Origin of the sequence: Burkholderia latens, assembly GCF_001718795.1 — a bacterium.
GTDB classification, from domain to species: Bacteria; Pseudomonadota; Gammaproteobacteria; order Burkholderiales; family Burkholderiaceae; genus Burkholderia; species Burkholderia latens_A.
In genome coordinates, this window is sequence record NZ_CP013438.1 from 2,229,911 (window position 1) to 2,247,986 (window position 18,076).

17 protein-coding genes are annotated in these 18,076 nt (G+C 67.1%); 6 read left to right on the forward strand and 11 right to left on the reverse strand.

What is annotated here, in order from left to right:
* Positions 1–155: 155 nt before the first annotated feature.
* From WK25_RS29155 to WK25_RS29170, 4 genes are all read right to left on the reverse strand, one after another.
* Complete coding sequence (locus WK25_RS29155; protein ID WP_040138866.1) at positions 156–1,058, reverse strand: ABC transporter permease; 903 nt, start codon at positions 1,056–1,058, stop codon at positions 156–158.
* Positions 1,059–1,071: 13 nt separating this feature from the next.
* Positions 1,072–2,010 (reverse strand): ABC transporter permease subunit, encoded by a 939-nt coding sequence (locus WK25_RS29160; protein ID WP_040138867.1) that lies wholly within the window; start codon positions 2,008–2,010, stop codon positions 1,072–1,074.
* Positions 2,011–2,021: 11 nt separating this feature from the next.
* A complete protein-coding gene (locus WK25_RS29165) occupies positions 2,022–3,635 on the reverse strand; it encodes a peptide ABC transporter substrate-binding protein (protein ID WP_040138868.1) in 1,614 nt (537 codons plus the stop codon).
* A gap of 178 nt (positions 3,636–3,813) precedes the next feature.
* Positions 3,814–4,392, reverse strand: coding sequence for a cupin domain-containing protein (locus tag WK25_RS29170; RefSeq protein ID WP_040138869.1), 579 nt, complete (start codon positions 4,390–4,392; stop codon positions 3,814–3,816).
* A 498-nt stretch (positions 4,393–4,890) separates the two neighbouring features.
* Between WK25_RS29170 and WK25_RS29175 the strand changes: the two genes are divergently transcribed.
* Positions 4,891–6,414 (forward strand): peptide MFS transporter, encoded by a 1,524-nt coding sequence (locus WK25_RS29175; protein ID WP_040138870.1) that lies wholly within the window; start codon positions 4,891–4,893, stop codon positions 6,412–6,414.
* A 120-nt stretch (positions 6,415–6,534) separates the two neighbouring features.
* Entirely contained in the window at positions 6,535–6,741 is a 207-nt protein-coding gene (locus WK25_RS29180) for a hypothetical protein (RefSeq protein WP_069243427.1), read from the forward strand.
* Between the two features lie 60 nt (positions 6,742–6,801).
* Here WK25_RS29180 and WK25_RS29185 read toward each other — a convergent pair whose 3' ends face one another.
* From WK25_RS29185 to WK25_RS29195, 3 genes are all read right to left on the reverse strand, one after another.
* Positions 6,802–7,926, reverse strand: coding sequence for an OpgC domain-containing protein (locus WK25_RS29185; protein WP_040138872.1), 1,125 nt, complete (start codon positions 7,924–7,926; stop codon positions 6,802–6,804).
* 397 nt (positions 7,927–8,323) lie between these two features.
* The gene (gene rarD, locus WK25_RS29190) at positions 8,324–9,223 is read right to left on the reverse strand and encodes an EamA family transporter RarD (RefSeq protein ID WP_040138873.1); all 900 of its coding nucleotides are present in this window, start codon (positions 9,221–9,223) and stop codon (positions 8,324–8,326) included.
* A 12-nt stretch (positions 9,224–9,235) separates the two neighbouring features.
* Complete coding sequence (locus tag WK25_RS29195; protein ID WP_040140867.1) at positions 9,236–9,532, reverse strand: acylphosphatase; 297 nt, start codon at positions 9,530–9,532, stop codon at positions 9,236–9,238.
* Between the two features lie 257 nt (positions 9,533–9,789).
* Between WK25_RS29195 and hpnA the strand changes: the two genes are divergently transcribed.
* Complete coding sequence (gene hpnA, locus WK25_RS29200; RefSeq protein WP_040138874.1) at positions 9,790–10,797, forward strand: hopanoid-associated sugar epimerase; 1,008 nt, start codon at positions 9,790–9,792, stop codon at positions 10,795–10,797.
* A gap of 108 nt (positions 10,798–10,905) precedes the next feature.
* Positions 10,906–12,333 carry a phage tail protein gene (locus tag WK25_RS29205; protein ID WP_069243428.1) on the forward strand — a complete coding sequence of 476 codons (1,428 nt, stop codon included), beginning with the start codon at positions 10,906–10,908 and terminating at the stop codon, positions 12,331–12,333.
* Between the two features lie 103 nt (positions 12,334–12,436).
* On the opposite strand, the gene WK25_RS29210 is transcribed toward WK25_RS29205, so the two are convergent.
* On the reverse strand, positions 12,437–13,624 hold the full coding sequence (locus WK25_RS29210; protein ID WP_069243586.1) for a glycosyltransferase: 1,188 nt from the start codon (positions 13,622–13,624) through the stop codon (positions 12,437–12,439).
* Between the two features lie 430 nt (positions 13,625–14,054).
* Between WK25_RS29210 and ispH the strand changes: the two genes are divergently transcribed.
* Together ispH and hpnH are read left to right on the forward strand one after the other, a co-directional pair.
* The gene (gene ispH, locus WK25_RS29215; RefSeq protein WP_040138876.1) at positions 14,055–14,996 is read left to right on the forward strand and encodes a 4-hydroxy-3-methylbut-2-enyl diphosphate reductase; all 942 of its coding nucleotides are present in this window, start codon (positions 14,055–14,057) and stop codon (positions 14,994–14,996) included.
* Between the two features lie 12 nt (positions 14,997–15,008).
* Positions 15,009–16,169 carry an adenosyl-hopene transferase HpnH gene (gene hpnH / locus WK25_RS29220; protein ID WP_040138877.1) on the forward strand — a complete coding sequence of 387 codons (1,161 nt, stop codon included), beginning with the start codon at positions 15,009–15,011 and terminating at the stop codon, positions 16,167–16,169.
* Between the two features lie 159 nt (positions 16,170–16,328).
* Here the strand turns inward: hpnH and WK25_RS29225 are convergent, their stop codons facing one another.
* The 3 genes from WK25_RS29225 to WK25_RS29235 form a co-directional block, all read right to left on the reverse strand.
* Positions 16,329–16,589: a hypothetical protein gene (locus WK25_RS29225; protein ID WP_040138878.1), complete on the reverse strand. Its 261-nt coding sequence runs from the start codon at positions 16,587–16,589 to the stop codon at positions 16,329–16,331.
* Between the two features lie 179 nt (positions 16,590–16,768).
* A complete protein-coding gene (locus tag WK25_RS29230) occupies positions 16,769–17,248 on the reverse strand; it encodes a hypothetical protein (protein ID WP_069243429.1) in 480 nt (159 codons plus the stop codon).
* Between the two features lie 226 nt (positions 17,249–17,474).
* Positions 17,475–17,852 (reverse strand): hypothetical protein, encoded by a 378-nt coding sequence (locus tag WK25_RS29235; RefSeq protein WP_069243587.1) that lies wholly within the window; start codon positions 17,850–17,852, stop codon positions 17,475–17,477.
* Between the last annotated feature and the right edge of the window lie 224 nt (positions 17,853–18,076).

Here is an 18,076-nt window from a genome sequence, read left to right on the forward strand (position 1 = left end):
CCGGGCCGCCCCAAGGAGGCTGACCGCCCCCTCGGGGGGCAGCGAACGCAGAGAGCGTGGGGGTTGTTTCATCGTCAGCCTCCGCCGGGCCGCCCCAAGGAGGCTGACTGCCCCCGGAGGCAGCGAGCGTAGAGAGCGCGAGGGTAGTTTCATGTTTAGCGGTCCTTCGGGTCGAGCGCGTCACGCAGGCCGTCGCCAACGAAGTTCACGCAGTAGAGCGTCACGCAGAGCATGACGGCCGGCGCCAGCAGCAGCCACGGCATCGATTCGAGTTTCTGCGCGCCGTCCTGGATCAGTACGCCCCAGCTCGTCATCGGCTCCTGCACGCCGAGGCCGAGGAACGACAGCACCGATTCGGTCAGCACGATGTTCGGCACGGATACGGTCGCGTACACGACGACCACGCCGAGCAGGTTCGGCACCACGTGGCGCAGCACGATCGACGCCGGCGACACGCCAATCGCGCGCGCCGCATCGACGAACTCGCGGTTGCGCAGCGACAGCGTCTGGCCGCGCACGACGCGCGCCATGTCGATCCACGAGAACGCGCTGATGGTCAGCACGACCAGCATGAACGAGCGGCCGAACAGGGTCATCATCAGGATCGCGATGAGCAGGTACGGGATCGCGTACATCATGTCGACCACGCGCATCATCGCGGAGTCGACGCGGCCGCCCGCGAAGCCGGCGGTCGCGCCCCACGCGACGCCGAACAGGCCGGACACCAGCGTGCCGAGCAGGCCGACCTCGATCGACACGCGGCCGCCGATCAGCGTGCGCACGAGCAGGTCGCGGCCGAGCTCGTCGGTGCCGAACCAGTGCTGGTTCGCGAGCGTCGGCGGCAGGCTGATCGCGGCCCAGTCGCTCGCGGCAGGGTCGGCGGCGAGCAGCCACGGGCCGACGAAGCACGCGAGCGTGATCAGCGCGAGCAGCACGAGGCTGAACACTGCCGCGCGGTTGTGAAGGAAGCGCGCGAACGCGAGCGCGAGCGGCGAGCGCGAACGCGGCGGCGAGTCGGTCTGCACGGGCAGACTGACGACGGGAGTAGTCGGAGTCATCGCAGTGCCTCGCTCAATAACGGATACGCGGATCGAGCCACGCATACGCGAGGTCGACCAGCAGGTTGAACAGCACCGCACAAACGGTCGTCAGCACGACGAGGCCGAGCACCAGCGTGTAGTCGCGGTTGATCGCACCGTTGACCACGAGCTGCCCGAGCCCCGGCAGCGCGAACACCGACTCGGTGACGACGGCCGCGGTGATCGACGTGATGCATACCGTGCCGAACAGCGACACGACCGGCATCAACGCGGGCTTGAGCGCGTGGCGCAGCACGATCGTCGAGCCGGGCAGCCCCTTCGCGCGGGCGGTGCGGATGTAGTTGCTCGACAGCGTCTCGATCATCGAGCCGCGCATCACGCGGGCGAGCAGCGACACGTTGATGAGGGTCAGCAGCGCGATCGGCAGCAGCCGGTACCGCCAGCCGCCGTCACCCCAGCCGCCGGCCGGCAGCCAGCCGTTGCCTTGCGACGTCTTCAGCAGAATCGCGAAGATCCACACCATCACCGGGCCGAGCACGAACGGCGGCACGACGTTGCCGAAGTTGCCGATCAGCATCACGAAGCGGTCGATCACGCTGTCGCGGCGCACGGCCGCCACGGTGCCGAGCAGCACGCCGAACACGATCGAGATCGGGATCGACACGCCGCCCACGCCGAGACTCACGGGGAGCGCCTTCTTCACGAGATCGTTCACCGACCAGTCGACGTAACGGAACGACGGGCCGAGATCCCCTTGCAACAGCGAACCGAGATACAGCAGGTACTGCTTCCACAGCGGCTCGTCGAGGTGGTATTTCGCGTTCAGGTTCGCGAGCGTCGCCGCGGACAGCTGCTTCTCCGTATCGAACGGACCGCCGGGCGTGAAGTGCAGCAGCAGGTAGCAGACGGTGATGACGGCAAGAATCGTCGGCACCGCCCACAACGTGCGTCTCAATGCGTAGGCCAGCATGATCGCTCCGCTCAGTGCTTGATCAGGTACATGTCCTGCGAAGCACGCATGTCGATCACGTTCTTCAGCGAGTAGCCGCCGACGTACGGCTTCACGAGGCGGTCGGCCGAGTACTGGAACAGCGGCACCATCGGCGTGTCGTTCATCGCCATGTCGTGCGCCTGCGTGAGCAGCGCCGTGCGCGCCTTGTCGTCGAGCTTCTGGTTGCCTTCCTCGACGAGCGCGTCCATCTGCTTGTTGCAGTAGCCGACGGTGTTCTGCGAGCTGCCGCAGCGGATCAGGTCGAAGAAAGTCATCGCGTCGTTGTAGTCGGCGAACCAGCCGTCGCGTGCGATCTGCACCTTGCCGTCATGGCGCTCCTTCATCAGCACCTTGAACTCGACGTTCTCGAGCTTCGTGTTGATGCCGAGCTTCGTGCGCCATTCCGATGCGGCGAACAGCGCGACCTTCTTGTGCAGGTCGTTGGTGTTGTACGTGAGCGTGAACGACAGCGGTTTCGCGTCCGAATAGCCGGCCTGCTTCAGCAGGTCCTTGGCGGTCGCGACGCGCTTGGCCATCGGCCACGACGCCCATTCCGGCGTGAACGGCTGCACGCCCTTCGTGCCGTTCGGCATCAGCCCGTACATCGGCTTCTCGCCGGCCTGCGTGAGCTTCGACGTGAGCACGTCGCGATCGATGACCATCGACAGCGCCTGGCGCACGCGCTTGTCCTTCAGCGCGGCGTCGCTGTTGTTCAGGTAGTAGTAGTAGGTCGCGAGCTGCAGGCCCGGACGCAGTTCGCTGCCGAACTGCTTGCTGACCTGCTGGAAGATGCCCGACGGAATCGAGTAGCTGTAGTCGATCTGGCCGGCCTGGTACATGCGCATCGCGGTTTCGTCGCTTTCGATCGGCAGGTACGTGACCTTGTTGATCACGACCTTCGACGCATTCCAGTACTTCGCGTCCTTCGTCGCGACGATGCGGTTGTTCGGCTGCCAGTCGACGAGCTGATACGCGCCGTTGCTGACGATGTTGCCGGGGCGCGTCCAGGCGTCGCCGAATTTCGCGACGGTGTCCTTGTTCACCGGCGCGAGCGGCGCCATCGCGGTCAGCTCGGGGAAGAACGCGACGGGCACGTCGGTCGTCACTTCGAGCGTGTACGGATCGACCGCGCGCACGCCGAGCGTCGTCGGCGCGGCCTTGCCGGCGATGATGTCCTTCGAGTTCTTGATGAACTCGACGAGGATCGTGTACTTCGAGCCGGTCTTCGGATCGACGAGGCGTTGCCACGAATAGACGAAATCGGCGGCCGTCACCGGCTGGCCGTTGCTCCACTTCGCATCGTGGCGCAGCTTGAAAATCCACGTCTGCGGCGTCTTGCGCTCCCACGATAGCGCGACACCCGGCACGACCTGGCCGGCCGCGTCGATGCGCGCGAGCCCTTCGAACAGGTCGAGGCCGATCGTGTTGCCCGTCCACGACTCGATGTGCGCGGGGTCGAGCGACTCGACTTCGGCAGGAACCTGGCGCGTCAGGTCCTGTTGCGCAGCGAGCGCGACGTTCGACGGAACGGTCACGGCGTGTGCGGCGGGCGTCGTCAGGGCGAGCGCGGCCAGCACGGCCGACATGGCATGCAAGGATTTCATCGTGGCGATCTTGAGAAAGTTGTTCGGTGGGCGTCGCGCGGCGAATGCCGCGACTTACGCGTGAGACGCTGACGGGTACAGCGATTGAGGAGGCCCGTGATTCTCGTATTGCATCTTAGTATTCCTTACGTTTCTTTCGACAGATATTCCGTCGCGGAAACGAAGGAATACCCGTGCGTTAGAACAGCCTTGGCGTGCCGACCCAGACCACCACCGATTCGATCTTCGCGGTGTTGACCCAGCTGTGCGGGACCGTCGACTGATAGTGCGAACTGTCGCCGGCCTGCAGGACGAACGTCTTGCCTTCCAGCGTCAGCGACACTTCCCCTTCAATCACATACAGGAACTCCTCTCCGGCATGTGTCGTTACCTCCGACCGTTTCTGCCCCGGCGGCATCCGCACGAGGATCGCCTCGAGCTGACGCCCTTCGGACACGTTCGTCAGTCTCGCGAACAGGTTCGCCGAATCGGCGAATCCGAAGAAGCGCAATTGCTCGCCTCTGCAGACCGAGCGTTCTTCGCTCGGCGTATCCACGAAATACTGCACCGTCACACCGAGCGCCTGGGCGATACCGGCCAGCGACGTCAGCGACGGCGACGCGAGCCCGCGTTCGACTTGAGACAGAAACGGCTTCGAAATCCCCGCGGCGGTAGCGGTGTCGTCGAGCGTGCGCTTTAGTCGTTGGCGCAACGCGCGAATCTTGCTTCCGAGTGCGGCAGCGTCTGCCGCTCGCGAGTTTTCAGTGGGGGGAACCATAGCAGGCCGAAAAGTGGTCGTCAAAAAATGTTTGATGGAAAGTAACTAAGTTAATTCGAGATGGCTTAATCTTCGGGTTCGCGCACGTCTTCGGCATTGAGCCCGGTGCACTAAACAGGGCCCGAAGCGAGCGAAACGACGCGCTATCTTGCCAGACTCGCCGGCTTCACAGGCAAGCTGCAAGCGGCTCTCCGGGAATTTGCGGAGAACGGGCGCGAAGCTTACAAGTAAATGATGAGACGAATGTTCCTGAAAGCTGCTGCCATATCGGGAGTTTCCCTGAGTGGCGCGGACCTGACGCACCGGACCGGCAAACGTTACCACTCGCGCGCCGGTCGGGGCCTCGCCCCGCCTTTCGAGGCGGAGTCCGACCCCGGCCCGGGCTAACCCGCCCGACAGCTCCATCGCCGACGCCAAGCCTACCCGGCCACCGTGCTCCGGCGCCAGTTCGACCCCCAGGCGACGCGCGATCCGCGCCGTCCGTTTCAAACGAGATTGATGATGCACGCACCTGTTTCACAAACCCGATCGTTTACGACGGTCTTCCTCATCGAAATGTGGGAGCGCTTCGGCTACTACGGTATGGCCGCGCTTCTGGTCCTGTTCATGGTCGACCGGCTCGGTTTCACCGACAGCCATGCGAACCTGACGTGGGGCGCGTTCACTGCGCTCGTCTACGCGTCGCCGTCGATCGGCGGCTGGATCGGCGACAAGGTGCTCGGCGCCCGTCGCACGATGATTATCGGCGCGGCCGTTCTGTGTGCCGGCTACCTGATGCTGGCGGTGCCGAACGACGCGCTTGCGTACATGTACGCATCGCTCGGCGTGATCGTCGTCGGCAACGGCCTGTTCAAAGCCAACGCGGCGAACCTCGTGCGCCGCATCTACGAGGGCGACGATGCGCGCATCGACAGCGCGTTCACGATCTACTACATGGCGGTCAACATCGGCTCGACCGTGTCGATGCTCGCGACGCCGTGGATCAAGGATCACTGGGGCTGGCACACCGCGTTCGCGGTCTGCTGCGCCGGCATGCTGCTCGCGATCCTGAACTTCATGCTGATGCACCGCACGCTCGCGCACATCGGCTCGCAGCCGGACGACGAACCGATCCGCTGGAAGCGCCTCGGCGCCGTGGCGGCGGGCGGTGTCGCGCTCGCGCTGGTCACGCTGTACGTGCTGCAGCACAAGCAGCTCGCGGTCGCGAGCGTGTGGACGGCGGCGTTCGCGATCCTGGCGATCTTCGCGTACATGATCGCGAAGTCGGAACGTTCCGAGCGCGCGGGCCTGATCGCGGCGCTCGTGCTGATCGGCCAGGTGATCCTGTTCTTCATCTTCTACGTGCAGATGTCGACGTCGCTGACGCTGTTCGCGCTGCGCAACGTGGATCCGCGCTTCATCCTGTTCGGCACGACGCTGTTCACGTGGAGCGCCGCGCAGTTCCAGGCGCTCAACCCGATCTGGATCATGATGCTGAGCCCGGTGCTCGTGTGGATCTACAACGCGGTGTCGAAGAGCGGCCGCGACCTCCCGGTCGCCGCGAAGTACGCGCTCGGTTTCGGCGCGGTCGCCGCGGGCTACCTGGTGTTCACGATCAGCGGCCGCTACGCGGTGGACGGCCGCGTGTCGTCGTGGTTCATGGTGTGGGGCTACGGCCTCTACTCGCTCGGCGAACTGCTGGTGAGCGGCCTCGGCCTCGCGATGATCGCCCGCTACGTGCCGGCGCGCATGAGCGGCTTCATGATGGGCGCGTATTTCGTCGCGACGGGTGTGTCGCAGTATCTCGGCAGCGTCGTCGCGAACTTCGCGCAGATGCCGTCGCACGAACTGCCGGCCACCGAGTCGCTGCCGCTCTACCTGTCGCTGTTCGAAAAGCTCGGCTGGCTCGCCGCGATCGGCATGCTGCTCGCGCTGCTGCTGCTGCCGATGATGAACCGCCTGTCGCGCCAGCATCAGCGCTGCGCGGAAGAACGCCGCGAAGAAGAAGCGGTGCAGGCGCAGGCAATCGCGTCGGCGCAGTAAGTACTATCCCTCGGCGTGCGGCGTGCACGCCACATTCTCCCGCCGGCGCGGCCAGCACGTCCTACACTGGTTGCAACGGCGCATCCGCTCCGTCGCGATGCGCACTGGCGGGAGAAGATCATGAAAAGCAAGACGACTCGGCTATTGAGGATTCTGTCGGACATCCGGCACGCGCAGCGCTGTACCGCGATGCGCGCCGCCCGGGCCGCGGCCGAAGCCGACGCGGTGCTCGCGCAGCAGGACGATCCGAAGTCCGACGAACGCGACGACACCGAACCCGACGACGCGACTACCGTTCCGCGCTCCCGTATCGGCTCACCTCACTGACCACCGCGGCGCCGCGCGGCGCGCGCCGCGTGCGCTCATCGGCTGCGCCGTTCCCCCCGCTCACGCGGGCGCGCCGCGCCAGCGCGCAAACCAGGTTCCCGAACCGGCCACGGCCATCATCAGCCCGACCGCACATGCGTCGGCCGCAAGGCCCACGCCGATGTGCCGCAGCTGCGCGCCGTTCGCGACCGGGTGCAGCAGCGAATCGATGACGAGCGAAATCGCCGCGCCCGCGACGAAGCAGATCAATCCACGCCGGCCGACCGCGACCACGGGCTGCACGGCCCGCGCGACGCGCGCGATCCAGCCGTAACGCACGCAGTCGGCCATCAGCCATGCGACCGCGGCGAAGCTCACGATGCGCGGCAGCGCAAGATCGCGCTTGAGCATGCCCTCCGGCACCGGCAAGCCCGAGAACAGCTTGTAGCTCGCACAGCCGAGCACGATCGCACATGCGACGCCGGTTGCCGCGGCGCCCCAGCGGCCGAGCGCGACGTGCCGGTAGAACGGCTGGCAGCGCGCGAGCACGCCGGCGACGAACATCAGCTGCCACGCGAACGGATTGAAGCTCCAGCGGAACGAATCGGTGTCCAGCAGCTCGGGGCCGAGCCAGCCGGCCGCGAGCCACGACGACGCGCTGAATGCGACGAGCAGCCACGGATGGCGGCGTGCGAACGGCACGATCACCGGCGACGCGAGCGCGAACAGCACGTACATCGGCAGCACCGACGCGAGGTACGGCTGGCGCTGGAACGTCAGCAGTTCCGCCGCGCCCGTGAGCGGCGACGCAAGCATTACGCTGACGTCGTCGAGCGCGAGGTTCGGCGCGTCGATCCCGTAATGGTCGAGCACGGCGGAAACGACGAGCATCAGCGTCGACGTCGCGAGAAACGCGCGATAGATCTGCATCGCACGGCGCACGAAGCGGCGCTGCGCGGCGCGCGCGCCGTGACGGTCGGCGATCGCGCCGTACGCGCTCGCGGTCGCGAAGCCGCCGAGAAACACGAATACTTCGGCCGCGTCGCACAGCGCGAAGGTGTGCAGCGTCACGCGCGACAGCACGCTCGCGCCGATGTGATCGACGACGATCATCAGCAGCACAATGCCGCGAAAGAAATCGACTTCGATCAGGCGGCCGCCACGTCCGGACGGAGGCTGGACGGCAGGCGATGCGTTCACCGACATGGCCGCACCTGCACGACGTCGGTGCGGCATGCACCGCGGGAAAATCCGGAACGGAGAAGGCGGGCGCGGTCAGTCGCGATACGCGTATGCCCGTATCGCGCCAACCCGGCCGGCCGGGCGCGGAGATGACCGTTCATGGAAAGGCTGCATACGAAGAGAAGACGGTCAGATCAGTCTAGCGGCCCGCTCGGGGATACCCTAAGTAACAAAGTGCAACGGAATCTTCTGTTCGATTACGGCGGTGACGTCGGTGAAACAGAATTGGCGGCACAGCCAGACCGGCGTCAGCGCGATGCCAGGCCGGCGCCAGCGTCGCGATCGGTGTGCGCGAAAATGCGCGAAGCGCGGCCGGTTCCGCACCGCATGGCTGCCGCGCTCGAGGCGTGCGCGGCGGCACTCAGCTGCGCGCGGGCAGACGCCGCATCAGCATCGCGCTGTGCCACGCGGTCAATGCGACCGCGATCCAGATCGGACCGTAGGTGGCGAGCTGCGCGACGCTCAGCGTCTCGCCGAGCAGCAGCAGCGACACCGCGACGAGCAGCACCGGCTCGACGTAGCCGAGAATGCCGAACAGCGCCATCGGCAGCATTCGGCTCGCCTTCAGATAGCTCGCCAGCGCGAGCGTGCTGAGCACGCCGAGCCCCGGCAGCAGCGCGGCCCACAGCAGCGGATGATCCGCGACCGGCGTCGGGCTCGCCGACACCATCGCCAGCGCAACCGGGCACAGCAGCGCGATTTCAAGCGCGAAGGCGGCCAGCGAATCCGCGTTGATCCGGCGGCGAAGCACGAAATACGGCGGATAGCCGAGCGCGACGACGAGCGTCGGCCACGCGAACGCGCGCGTCGCCCACACTTCGTGCGCGACGCCGAGCGCCGCGCAGGCGACGGCCATCCACTGCAGCGGATCGAGGCGCTCGTGATAGTAGAAGCGGCCGACGAGCACCATCGTCAGCGGCAGCAGGAAGTAACCGAGCGACACTTCGAGCATGCGCCCATGCAGCGGCGCCCACAGGAACAGCCACAGCTGCAGGCCGAGCAGTGCCGCGCTTGCGGGCAGCGCGGCCAGCAAGCGCCAGTCGCGCGCACTGCGCCGCACGAGTTCGACGAGGGCCGGCCAGCGGCCGCGGAGCGCGATCAGCGCGAGTGCGCCCGGCGCCGTCCATACGATGCGCCACGCGAAAATGTCGAGCCCGGTGAGCGGCGCGAGCAGCTTCGCGTATGCGGACATCAGTGCAAACAGCGTCGATGCGATCACCGACAGCGCGATCCCGCGCCCCGCCTCCGGATACCCCGTCATGTTTTTTTGGCCTTACTGCTGCTGGAAGCGCTCGAAGCGCTTTTCGATCTGGCGCTCCTCGAACGTGACTTCGGTCACGCGCGCTGACGGCGGCCCGTGGCGCAGCCACGCGAGCATCCGGTCGATCTGCGCGCCGGGGCCCTGGATCATCGCCTCGACGCTGCCGTCCTCGAGATTCGCGACCCAGCCGCGCAGCTTCAGCGCATGCGCCTCGCGCACCGTCGCGTGACGGAAACCGACGCCCTGCACGACACCGCGCACCCGCACGTAGTAGGTCTCGATCCGTTCGTCCAGTTCATTGCGGCTCATCGCGTCGCCCTCCCGTCGTGCATTCCATTCAAGCCCGGCATTGTAGTCGCGTCGGCCGCTTCTCACACGGGCCGGCAGGCCCCCGGCCGTGCGCAAGCGCCATTGCGCGAGGCGGCCGTCGCGCCGGTGCGCGGCATCGGTCGGCTGCCTGCCGGCCCGTGCGTGGCGGAGCAAGCCGCTCGCGTCGCCGCGCGCGCCGACCACGTACAATCTCGCCGACGCACAACCGCCGCGCTGCGCGGCCCTGAAGGAAACGCATGACTGATACCACCCGCGATCTCGTTCTCGTCACCGGCGCGTCCGGTTTCGTCGGCTCGGCCGTCGCACGCATCGCGCAGCAAAAGGGCTATGCGGTGCGCGTGCTGGTGCGCCCGACCAGCCCACGCACGAACGTCGCGGATCTCGACGCAGAGATCGTCACCGGCGACATGCGCGACGAGCAATCGATGCGCGCCGCGCTGCGCGGCGTGCGCTACCTGCTGCACGTGGCGGCCGACTACCGGCTGTGGGCACCGGATCCTGACGAAATCGAGCGTGCGAACCTCGAGGGCGCGGTCGCGACCATGCGCGCCGCACGCGCGGAAGGCGTCGAGCGGATCGTCTACACGAGCAGCGTCGCGACGCTGAAGGTCACGAGCGCGGGCGACCCGTCCGACGAGAACCGGCCGCTGACCGCCGAGCAGGCAATCGGCGTCTACAAGCGCAGCAAGGTGCTGGCCGAACGCGCGGTCGAGCGGATGATTGCCGACGAAGGGCTGCCGGCCGTAATCGTCAACCCGTCGACGCCGATCGGCCCGCGCGACGTGAAGCCGACGCCGACGGGCCGCATCATCGTCGAAGCGGCGCTCGGCAAGATCCCGGCGTTCGTCGATACGGGGTTGAACCTTGTGCACGTCGACGACGTCGCGCACGGCCACTTCCTCGCGCTCGAGCGCGGCCGGATCGGCGAGCGCTACATCCTCGGCGGCGAGAACTTGCCGCTGCAGCAGATGCTCGCCGACATCGCGCAGATGACGGGCCGCAAGGCGCCGACGATCGCGCTGCCGCGCTGGCCGCTCTATCCGCTCGCGCTCGGCGCGGAGGCCGTCGCGAAGTTCACGAAGAAGGAACCGTTCGTGACCGTCGACGGGCTGCGGATGTCGAAGAACAAGATGTATTTCACGTCGGCGAAGGCCGAACGTGAACTCGGCTACCGCGCGCGTCCGTATCGCGACGGGTTGCGCGACGCGCTCGACTGGTTCGGCTCGGCGGGCTACCTGAAATAACACAAAGCGGCGTGAGGCGCGCTGCTTTGCGCACTTTGTTACACGTCGCTGACGGACCGCCACCGGCGCAGCGGTTAAAATCGCGGGTCTTACGCAGAGAAGACACGCATGAACCTGAACGATCAGATCGATTCGCTCAACGCGGGCGTCGATCAGCTCCTCCACGATCACCACGCCGCGCAGCAGGCGGCACGCAGCGCTGAAGCGTTCGCGCGCGCCGCTGCCGCAGAAGCCCAGGCCGCAGCCGCGCGTCACGCGGCCGCCGAAGCCGAAGCACAAGCCGCCGCGCAGCGCCACACGGCCGCAGCCGCCGACGCCGAAGCCGCGCAGCAGCGCCACGCGGACGCCACCGCCGCGGCCGAAGCCGCCGCCCAACGCCACAACGAAGCCGCCGCGCAGGCCGAGGCCGCGGTCCAGCGGCACGCCGAAGCAACCGCGCTGACCGAAGCGCTCGCGCAGCGTCACGCCGATGCGGAAGCGGCGTCGCAGCGCCATGCCGCCGCGATCGCCGAAGCCGAGGCCGCCGCGCAACGTCATCACGCGGCCGCCGTCGAGGCCGACGCGGCCGCGCAGCGCCATGCGGCAGCCGCAGCGGCGGCGGAAGCCGCCGCGAAGCGCCACGCGGAAGCCACCGCCGAGGCCGAGGCCGCGACGCAGCGCCACGCAGCCGCGATCGCCGAAGCCGAGGCACTCGCGCAGCGGCATACGCAGGCGATCGCCGACGCCGAGGCAGCCGCCCGGCGCCACGCGGAAGCCACCGCCGAAGCGGAAGCGATCGCGCGCCGTCACACCGAAGCGATCGCGCAAGCCGAAGCGGCCGCGCAACGCCACGCGGACGCGACCGCGGAGGCCGAAGCCGTCAAGCAACGTCACACCGATGCGATCGCGCAGGCCGAAGCGGCCGCCGAGCGTCATGCGAAGGCGATCGCCGACGCGGAAGCGCTGGTCGAAGCGGTTGTGAAAGACGCGGCAACGCACACGGCAAGCGTGGCAGGTGCGGGGACCACAACCGCAGTCGCCGCCGAAGTCGTCGCACCGGCTGTCGAGACGGCCGCGGATCCGGCGACGCACCTGCCTGAACCTGCACCAGCCGAACAAGCCGCCGCTGCATCGGCCGACGCGGTCGCCGACGTCGTCGCGACGAGCGCCGCCGACACCGGCGCGGCGAGCGAAGTCGCCGCGCCCGCCGACGCAGCGGACGCGCCCGCGGAAAAGTCGACGCTGCAGGTCGCGCGCCCGTCGCAGAACGAACTGACGCTGAGCATCAACGGGCAATCGATCACGCTGCATCCGGAACAACTGGGCCAGCTGATCGAGGAACTCGCGCACGCGCGCGCGTCGATGCAGCCGGAACCGCCGCCGGGCATCCCGGCGGGCTGGCGCTTCGTGACGACGAAAAACCCGATGATGGCCGTGCAGAAGCAGTCGAACGGCGATCGCCTGCTGGTGGCGCGCCATACCGGCTACGGCTGGGTGCCGTTCACGTTCTCGCCGGACGTCGTGATCCAGATGTACATGATGCTGACGCAGCGGTAAGCGCGCGGCAGCGTAGAAAAAGCAAAAGCCCGATCGGTCTTGCAACCGATCGGGCTTTTTGCTTTGCGGAGCCGGGCAAGCGGCCGGCATCCGCCGGCGTTAATCAGCGCTCGACGGGCGCCTGCACGCGCGCCTTCCACTGACCGCCCTTGCCGCGCCAATAGCGCCACGCCGACGCGAAGGTCGCGCCAACGTAGAACAGCGCGACGAGCGGCAGCGCGGGCGCCCACAGCGGCGAGCGGCGGTAATAACGCAGCATCGGCGCATACGCGGTGCACATCGACGCCCATGCGAGCCACGCCGGCCACGCGCGCGCGCCGTACGCGAGCGCGGCCACGGGCGGCGCGAGATAGATGATCGTCATCCCGAGCAGCGTGCCCGCGAGCAGCAGCGGCGAATAGTGCAGCTGCGTGAACGCGGTGCGCGCGATCATGTTCCAGATGTCGCGCCAGCTGTCGTACGGACGCAGCGACACGCTGCGCTCGGCCAGGTCGAGCCGGATCGGATGACGGCCGCTGCCGCGATGCTTGATCTGCGCAGCGAGGCTGCAGTCGTCGATCAGCGCGCCGCGAATCGACTCGATGCCGCCCGCCTCCTCGAGCGCGCTGCGCTTGACCAGCATGCAGCCGCCGGCGGCGCCGGCCGTCCGGTTGCGCGGATTGTTGATCCACGAGAACGGATAAAGCTTCGCGAAGAAGAACACGAACGCGGGAATCAGCGCCTTTTCCCAGAACGAATCGCAGCGCAGCCGCACCATCAGCGACACGAGATCGCGCTGCTCGGCCTGCGCACGCGTGACGAGCTGCGTCACGGCGTCGGGCGGATGACCGATGTCGGCATCCGTCAGCAGCAGATAATCGGCGGGCAGCCCGAGCGTGCGCACCGCCGCGATGCCCTGCGACTGCGCCCACACCTTGCCCGACCAGCCGGCCGGCAGCGGCTTCGCCGACAGCACCGTGAGGCGGTCCGCGCGGTTGATCGCGAGCGCCGCCGCGCGCGCGGCGTCGGCGGTGCCGTCGTCGCTGTGGTCGTCGACGATGATCAGGTGAAATTCGCCCGGATAGTCCTGCTCGAGCAGCGACGTCGCCGCGGCGCCGATCACGTCGACCTCGTTGCGCGCCGGCACGACGGCGACGACGGCCGGCCAGCCGGCTTCGGCCGCGGCGCCGCGCGCCTGCGGCGGCAGCGCCCCCGCCGGCCGCGCGCGCCAGAAGCCGCCGCGCGCGACGAGCAGCACGATCCAGATCAGCAACGACAGGCCGGACACCAGAAAAGTCATGGCAAGCATCATCGGCCGGCCTCCTGGCGGATCCCGCAGCGGGCCGCGCGGCATCGGGCGCCAACGCGTTCGGTCTGAATAAGGGTCGGATTTAAAACAACCAAAACCGCATACGCGGCAGGGCAATACGCGTAAAAATCGACGGTCATCGAGTGGCCTTGAAATGAAGCGCGACGGCAGGCGGCCGGACCGGCTGCCCGCGAAACCGCGCAGTTTACCGGGTTCCGCGCACACGAGCGCCGACACGGCTCTGCGCCGAATGCAACACGGCCGAAACGGCACCAGAGCACGGACGGCGCGATAGGGTTAAAATGCGCGATTAATTCGGGGTTCCGGGGCCTGGCCTGGCCGGTTCGTTCCTGCCTTCATAACATCAAGCCGGGGCGAGCGAGCGATGCCAGCTCCTCGAACCCCGGCGTCTGTCGTCGGAGTTCGCTCACTTATGCGAGTCATCCTTGCCCAGCCCCGCGGCTTTTGTGCGGGGGTTGTCCGTGCGATCGAAATCGTCGATCGCGCGCTGCAACAGCACGGCGCGCCGGTCTATGTGCGTCACGAGATCGTGCATAACCGGCATGTCGTCGAAAATCTGCGTAATAAAGGGGCACGATTCGTTGAGGAGCTCGACGAGGTGCCGCATGGCGCTGTCGCGATCTTCAGCGCGCACGGGGTCGCCCAGACGGTCGAGCGCGACGCCGAGACGCGCGGGCTCGACGTGCTGGACGCCACGTGCCCGCTCGTCACGAAAGTGCACGTGCAGGGCCGCCAGTACGTCGCGTCGGGCCGCCGGCTGATCCTGATCGGCCATGCGGGCCATCCGGAAGTCGAGGGCACGATCGGCCAGATCCCGGCCGAGGTCATCCTCGTGCAGAGCGAGGCGGAAGTCGATACGCTGACGCTGCCGGTCGACACGCCGGTCGCATACGTCACGCAGACGACACTGTCGGTCGACGACACGCGCGGCATCATCGAAGCGCTGCAGCGCCGGTTCACCGACATCGTCGGCCCGGACACGCGCGACATCTGCTACGCGACGCAGAACCGCCAGGCCGCCGTGCGCGAACTGAGCGGCCAGGTCGACGTGCTGCTGGTCGTCGGTGCGACGAACAGCTCGAACTCGAACCGCCTGCGCGAGATCGGCACCGAAAGCGGCGTGCCGAGCTATCTGGTCGCCGACGGCTCGGAAGTGAAGGCCGAATGGTTCGCGGGCGTGCAGACGGTCGGCCTGACCGCCGGCGCGTCGGCACCCGAGGAAATGGTTGAGGATGTGATCGGCGCGCTGCGCGCACTGGGGCCCGTCGAGGTCACGACGATGGCGGGCCGTGAAGAAAAAGTCGAATTCAAGTTGCCGGCGAAGCTTACGCAAGCTGTCGCCCGCGAAGTTTAAGGAGGACATCTCTTGTCTATTCCGCTGCTCCAGCAAGTCCGCGTCGGCGCATACATCATGCGCCAACACCTGTCCGGCAACAAACGCTATCCGCTCGCGCTGATGCTCGAGCCGCTGTTCCGCTGCAACCTCGCCTGTAACGGCTGCGGCAAGATCGACTATCCGGACCCGATCCTGAACCAGCGCCTGTCCGTCCAGGAATGCCTGGAAGCCGTCGACGAGTGCGGCGCGCCGATCGTGTCGATCGCCGGCGGCGAGCCGCTGCTCCACAAGGAGATGCCGGAGATCGTCAAGGGCATCATGAAGCGCAAGAAATTCGTGTACCTGTGCACGAACGCGCTCCTGATGGAAAAGAAGATGGACGACTACGAGCCGAATCCGTACTTCGTTTGGTCCGTCCACCTCGACGGCGACAAGGAGATGCACGACCACTCGGTGTCGCAGGAAGGCGTGTACGACAAGGCGGTCGCGGCGATCAAGGAAGCGAAGCGCCGCGGCTTCCGCGTGAACATCAACTGCACGCTGTTCAACGATGCGATCCCCGAGCGCGTCGCGAAGTTCTTCGATACGCTGAAGCCGATCGGCGTCGACGGCATCACGGTGTCGCCCGGCTATGCGTACGAGCGCGCGCCGGATCAGCAGCACTTCCTGAACCGCGACAAGACGAAGAACCTGTTCCGCGAGATCCTGAAGCGCGGCGAAGGCGGCAAGCGCTGGTCGTTCAGCCAGTCGTCGCTGTTCCTCGACTTCCTGGCCGGCAACCAGACGTACAAGTGCACGCCGTGGGGCAACCCGGCTCGCACCGTGTTCGGCTGGCAGAAGCCGTGCTATCTGGTCGGCGAAGGTTACGTGAAGACCTTCAAGGAACTGATGGAAGACACGAACTGGGACAACTACGGCGTCGGCAACTACGAGAAGTGCGCGGACTGCATGGTCCACTGCGGCTTCGAAGCCACCGCGGTGATGGACACGATCGCGCATCCGCTGAAGGCGCTGCGCGTGAGCAAGAAGGGCATCAAGACCGACGGCCCGTTCGCACCGGATATCTCGATCGCGAACCAGCGCCCGGCCGAGTACGTGTTCTCGCGCCACGTCGAAATCAAGCTCGAAGAAATCCAGCGCGCCGGCAAGGGCAAGCTGCAGAAGCCGGCGAAGCCGGCAGCGGCGGCTTAAGCGGGTTTCGCCGCGCAGAGGCTCGCGCCTCTGCGTCGGCAGGCGTCGAAGAAGCGCCACGGAGCGAACTCCGTGGCGCTTTTGTTTTGTCGGGCGTCGTCGCAAGTCCGCGTGCATTCGCGCAAGCATGAGCACGCGAACCTCCCTACGCCCGTACGCCTAGTGCCTCGATTCGGCCGCCGCGATCAGCTGCCATGCGGTCGGCCCGCGATCGAGCAGCGGGTCGGGCGGCGGATCGAGATCGTGACGATGTTCGTCATCGGACGGCAGCGCCTGCGCCTTCGCGATGCCGATCTCGTCGCCGCATATGGTGCATCGATAGATGCCCGCAACCGTTGCCTCGCTGCCTGGCGGCAGGCTCTCCCGGAATGCGCGGCCGCTTCCGCACGTGAAGTAGCCACCGATCCTGTATAGCGCCATCGCCACCTCCTGACTGAAACGATGCGTTCGCACCGAACCGTGCGATCGTCGCGAACGCGAGGATGGATCGTCATCGACCGAGCCGTTCGGCTCCTGTCGTGACATCGGTCGGCGAGCATCAGCCCCGGGAACGGAACACGCATGAAACGGCGCCAGCGGGCCGCACGCGTTGCCACCGCTCAATGCAGAACGGCCGAAGCCCGCATCCGTGCCGCCGCCTGCGCCAGCAGCCCGGGTTGCTCGCTGGACGTGAACGCGCTCACACGGCGCCACAGCTCGGCGAGCCGGTGCCGCGTGAGCGTCGCGACGCACGCGTCGTTCGCCGCGAGCACACGCTCTAGCGCCGCGCACTCGTCGTCGTGCAGCGTCCATGCGCCGCTTTGGGCGGCGCGCGCAACGCTCGCGTCGAGCACGCGCTCCGCGTCGACGCACAGGTTGATGCTCGCGTCCGGGGATACCGCGTCGTCGAGCGCGAGGAACACCAGGTAGACGCTCGTGCGCAACCGCATCAGCAACGTTTCGTTGCCGTGCTCGCCGCGCAGCGCGACGAGCGCCATGTGGCATTTCAGCGAGATGTCGCGCGCATGCGCGGGCGGCAGCGGCAGCAGCCATTCGCGCGTCAACGGAACGTGGCGACGGCCTTTTCTGGCGGCCTTCATGATCGGCCCTCGCCTGGCGTGACGTCGTCCGCATCGAATGCCGACCATGCGATGCGGCACGCAACGGCGCCGCGACTCCCATCTCGACGGCCGTTCGCGCGGCGCGGCGCGCCGCCGTTCATGCCGCCCCGCGACCGCGTCGCGCGCGCCTGGCGTCGCCGGCGAACCACCGATGCGCGCAACACGTCGGGGAATCCATCAGCGCATGCCATGCTCGCCTCCCGCATCAGAACGTATTCTCGCCCTTCAGGTAGTACGCCGTCTTCACGAAGAACGCCTTCACCGGATGGCCGCTGCGCGCGGCGCTTGCCGCGCGCTCTTCCATCGCGGCCTTCTCCTCCGGCGAGCGGTCAGGCGCCGGGTACCTCACGCGCTCGAGCGCGCGCTGCATCGCGAGCGGATAGTTCTGATTGCCGGCTGTCGTCGCGCGATAGCCGGCGCGCGTCATCTGCATTAGTTGCACGTCGGTTTCGGCACGCGCCGCCGACCAGGTCAACGGCGCGGCGTTCGGTTGCCAGTCGGTATCGACGGACTGCGCGAAGCTTGCGGCAGGCAGCACGACAAGCGCGCCGGACAGGACAGCAAGGGAAACAACGGATCGCATCATGGCCTCCACATGGTTGTTTCCGCATCGATCGTCGTCGTCGATGCGGTGCAATCATCGTATGTCGCGTGGCCATGCGCTTGAATAGCCGATTCCGCAATTGATTTTTTCTGCACTGGCGGCCGGCCCCCGATTCAAGCGATTCGCCAATGCCGCCCGAGCGGAAATTCTTTATTTCATTCAATTACCTGATCGCATTTTGGCTGACGAATCGAAGCGCCACG

Coding starts and splice junctions, on each gene's coding strand:
- WK25_RS29155 (WP_040138866.1), bottom strand. CDS start 1,058: ATGACTCCGACTACTCCCGTCGTCAGTCTGCCCGTGCAGACCGACTCG.
- WK25_RS29160 (WP_040138867.1), bottom strand. CDS start 2,010: ATGCTGGCCTACGCATTGAGACGCACGTTGTGGGCGGTGCCGACGATT.
- WK25_RS29165 (WP_040138868.1), bottom strand. CDS start 3,635: ATGAAATCCTTGCATGCCATGTCGGCCGTGCTGGCCGCGCTCGCCCTG.
- WK25_RS29170 (WP_040138869.1), bottom strand. CDS start 4,392: ATGGTTCCCCCCACTGAAAACTCGCGAGCGGCAGACGCTGCCGCACTC.
- WK25_RS29175 (WP_040138870.1), top strand. CDS start 4,891: ATGATGCACGCACCTGTTTCACAAACCCGATCGTTTACGACGGTCTTC.
- WK25_RS29180 (WP_069243427.1), top strand. CDS start 6,535: ATGAAAAGCAAGACGACTCGGCTATTGAGGATTCTGTCGGACATCCGG.
- WK25_RS29185 (WP_040138872.1), bottom strand. CDS start 7,926: ATGTCGGTGAACGCATCGCCTGCCGTCCAGCCTCCGTCCGGACGTGGC.
- rarD (WP_040138873.1), bottom strand. CDS start 9,223: ATGACGGGGTATCCGGAGGCGGGGCGCGGGATCGCGCTGTCGGTGATC.
- WK25_RS29195 (WP_040140867.1), bottom strand. CDS start 9,532: ATGAGCCGCAATGAACTGGACGAACGGATCGAGACCTACTACGTGCGG.
- hpnA (WP_040138874.1), top strand. CDS start 9,790: ATGACTGATACCACCCGCGATCTCGTTCTCGTCACCGGCGCGTCCGGT.
- WK25_RS29205 (WP_069243428.1), top strand. CDS start 10,906: ATGAACCTGAACGATCAGATCGATTCGCTCAACGCGGGCGTCGATCAG.
- WK25_RS29210 (WP_069243586.1), bottom strand. CDS start 13,624: ATGATGCTTGCCATGACTTTTCTGGTGTCCGGCCTGTCGTTGCTGATC.
- ispH (WP_040138876.1), top strand. CDS start 14,055: ATGCGAGTCATCCTTGCCCAGCCCCGCGGCTTTTGTGCGGGGGTTGTC.
- WK25_RS29225 (WP_040138878.1), bottom strand. CDS start 16,589: ATGGCGCTATACAGGATCGGTGGCTACTTCACGTGCGGAAGCGGCCGC.
- WK25_RS29230 (WP_069243429.1), bottom strand. CDS start 17,248: ATGAAGGCCGCCAGAAAAGGCCGTCGCCACGTTCCGTTGACGCGCGAA.
- WK25_RS29235 (WP_069243587.1), bottom strand. CDS start 17,852: ATGCGATCCGTTGTTTCCCTTGCTGTCCTGTCCGGCGCGCTTGTCGTG.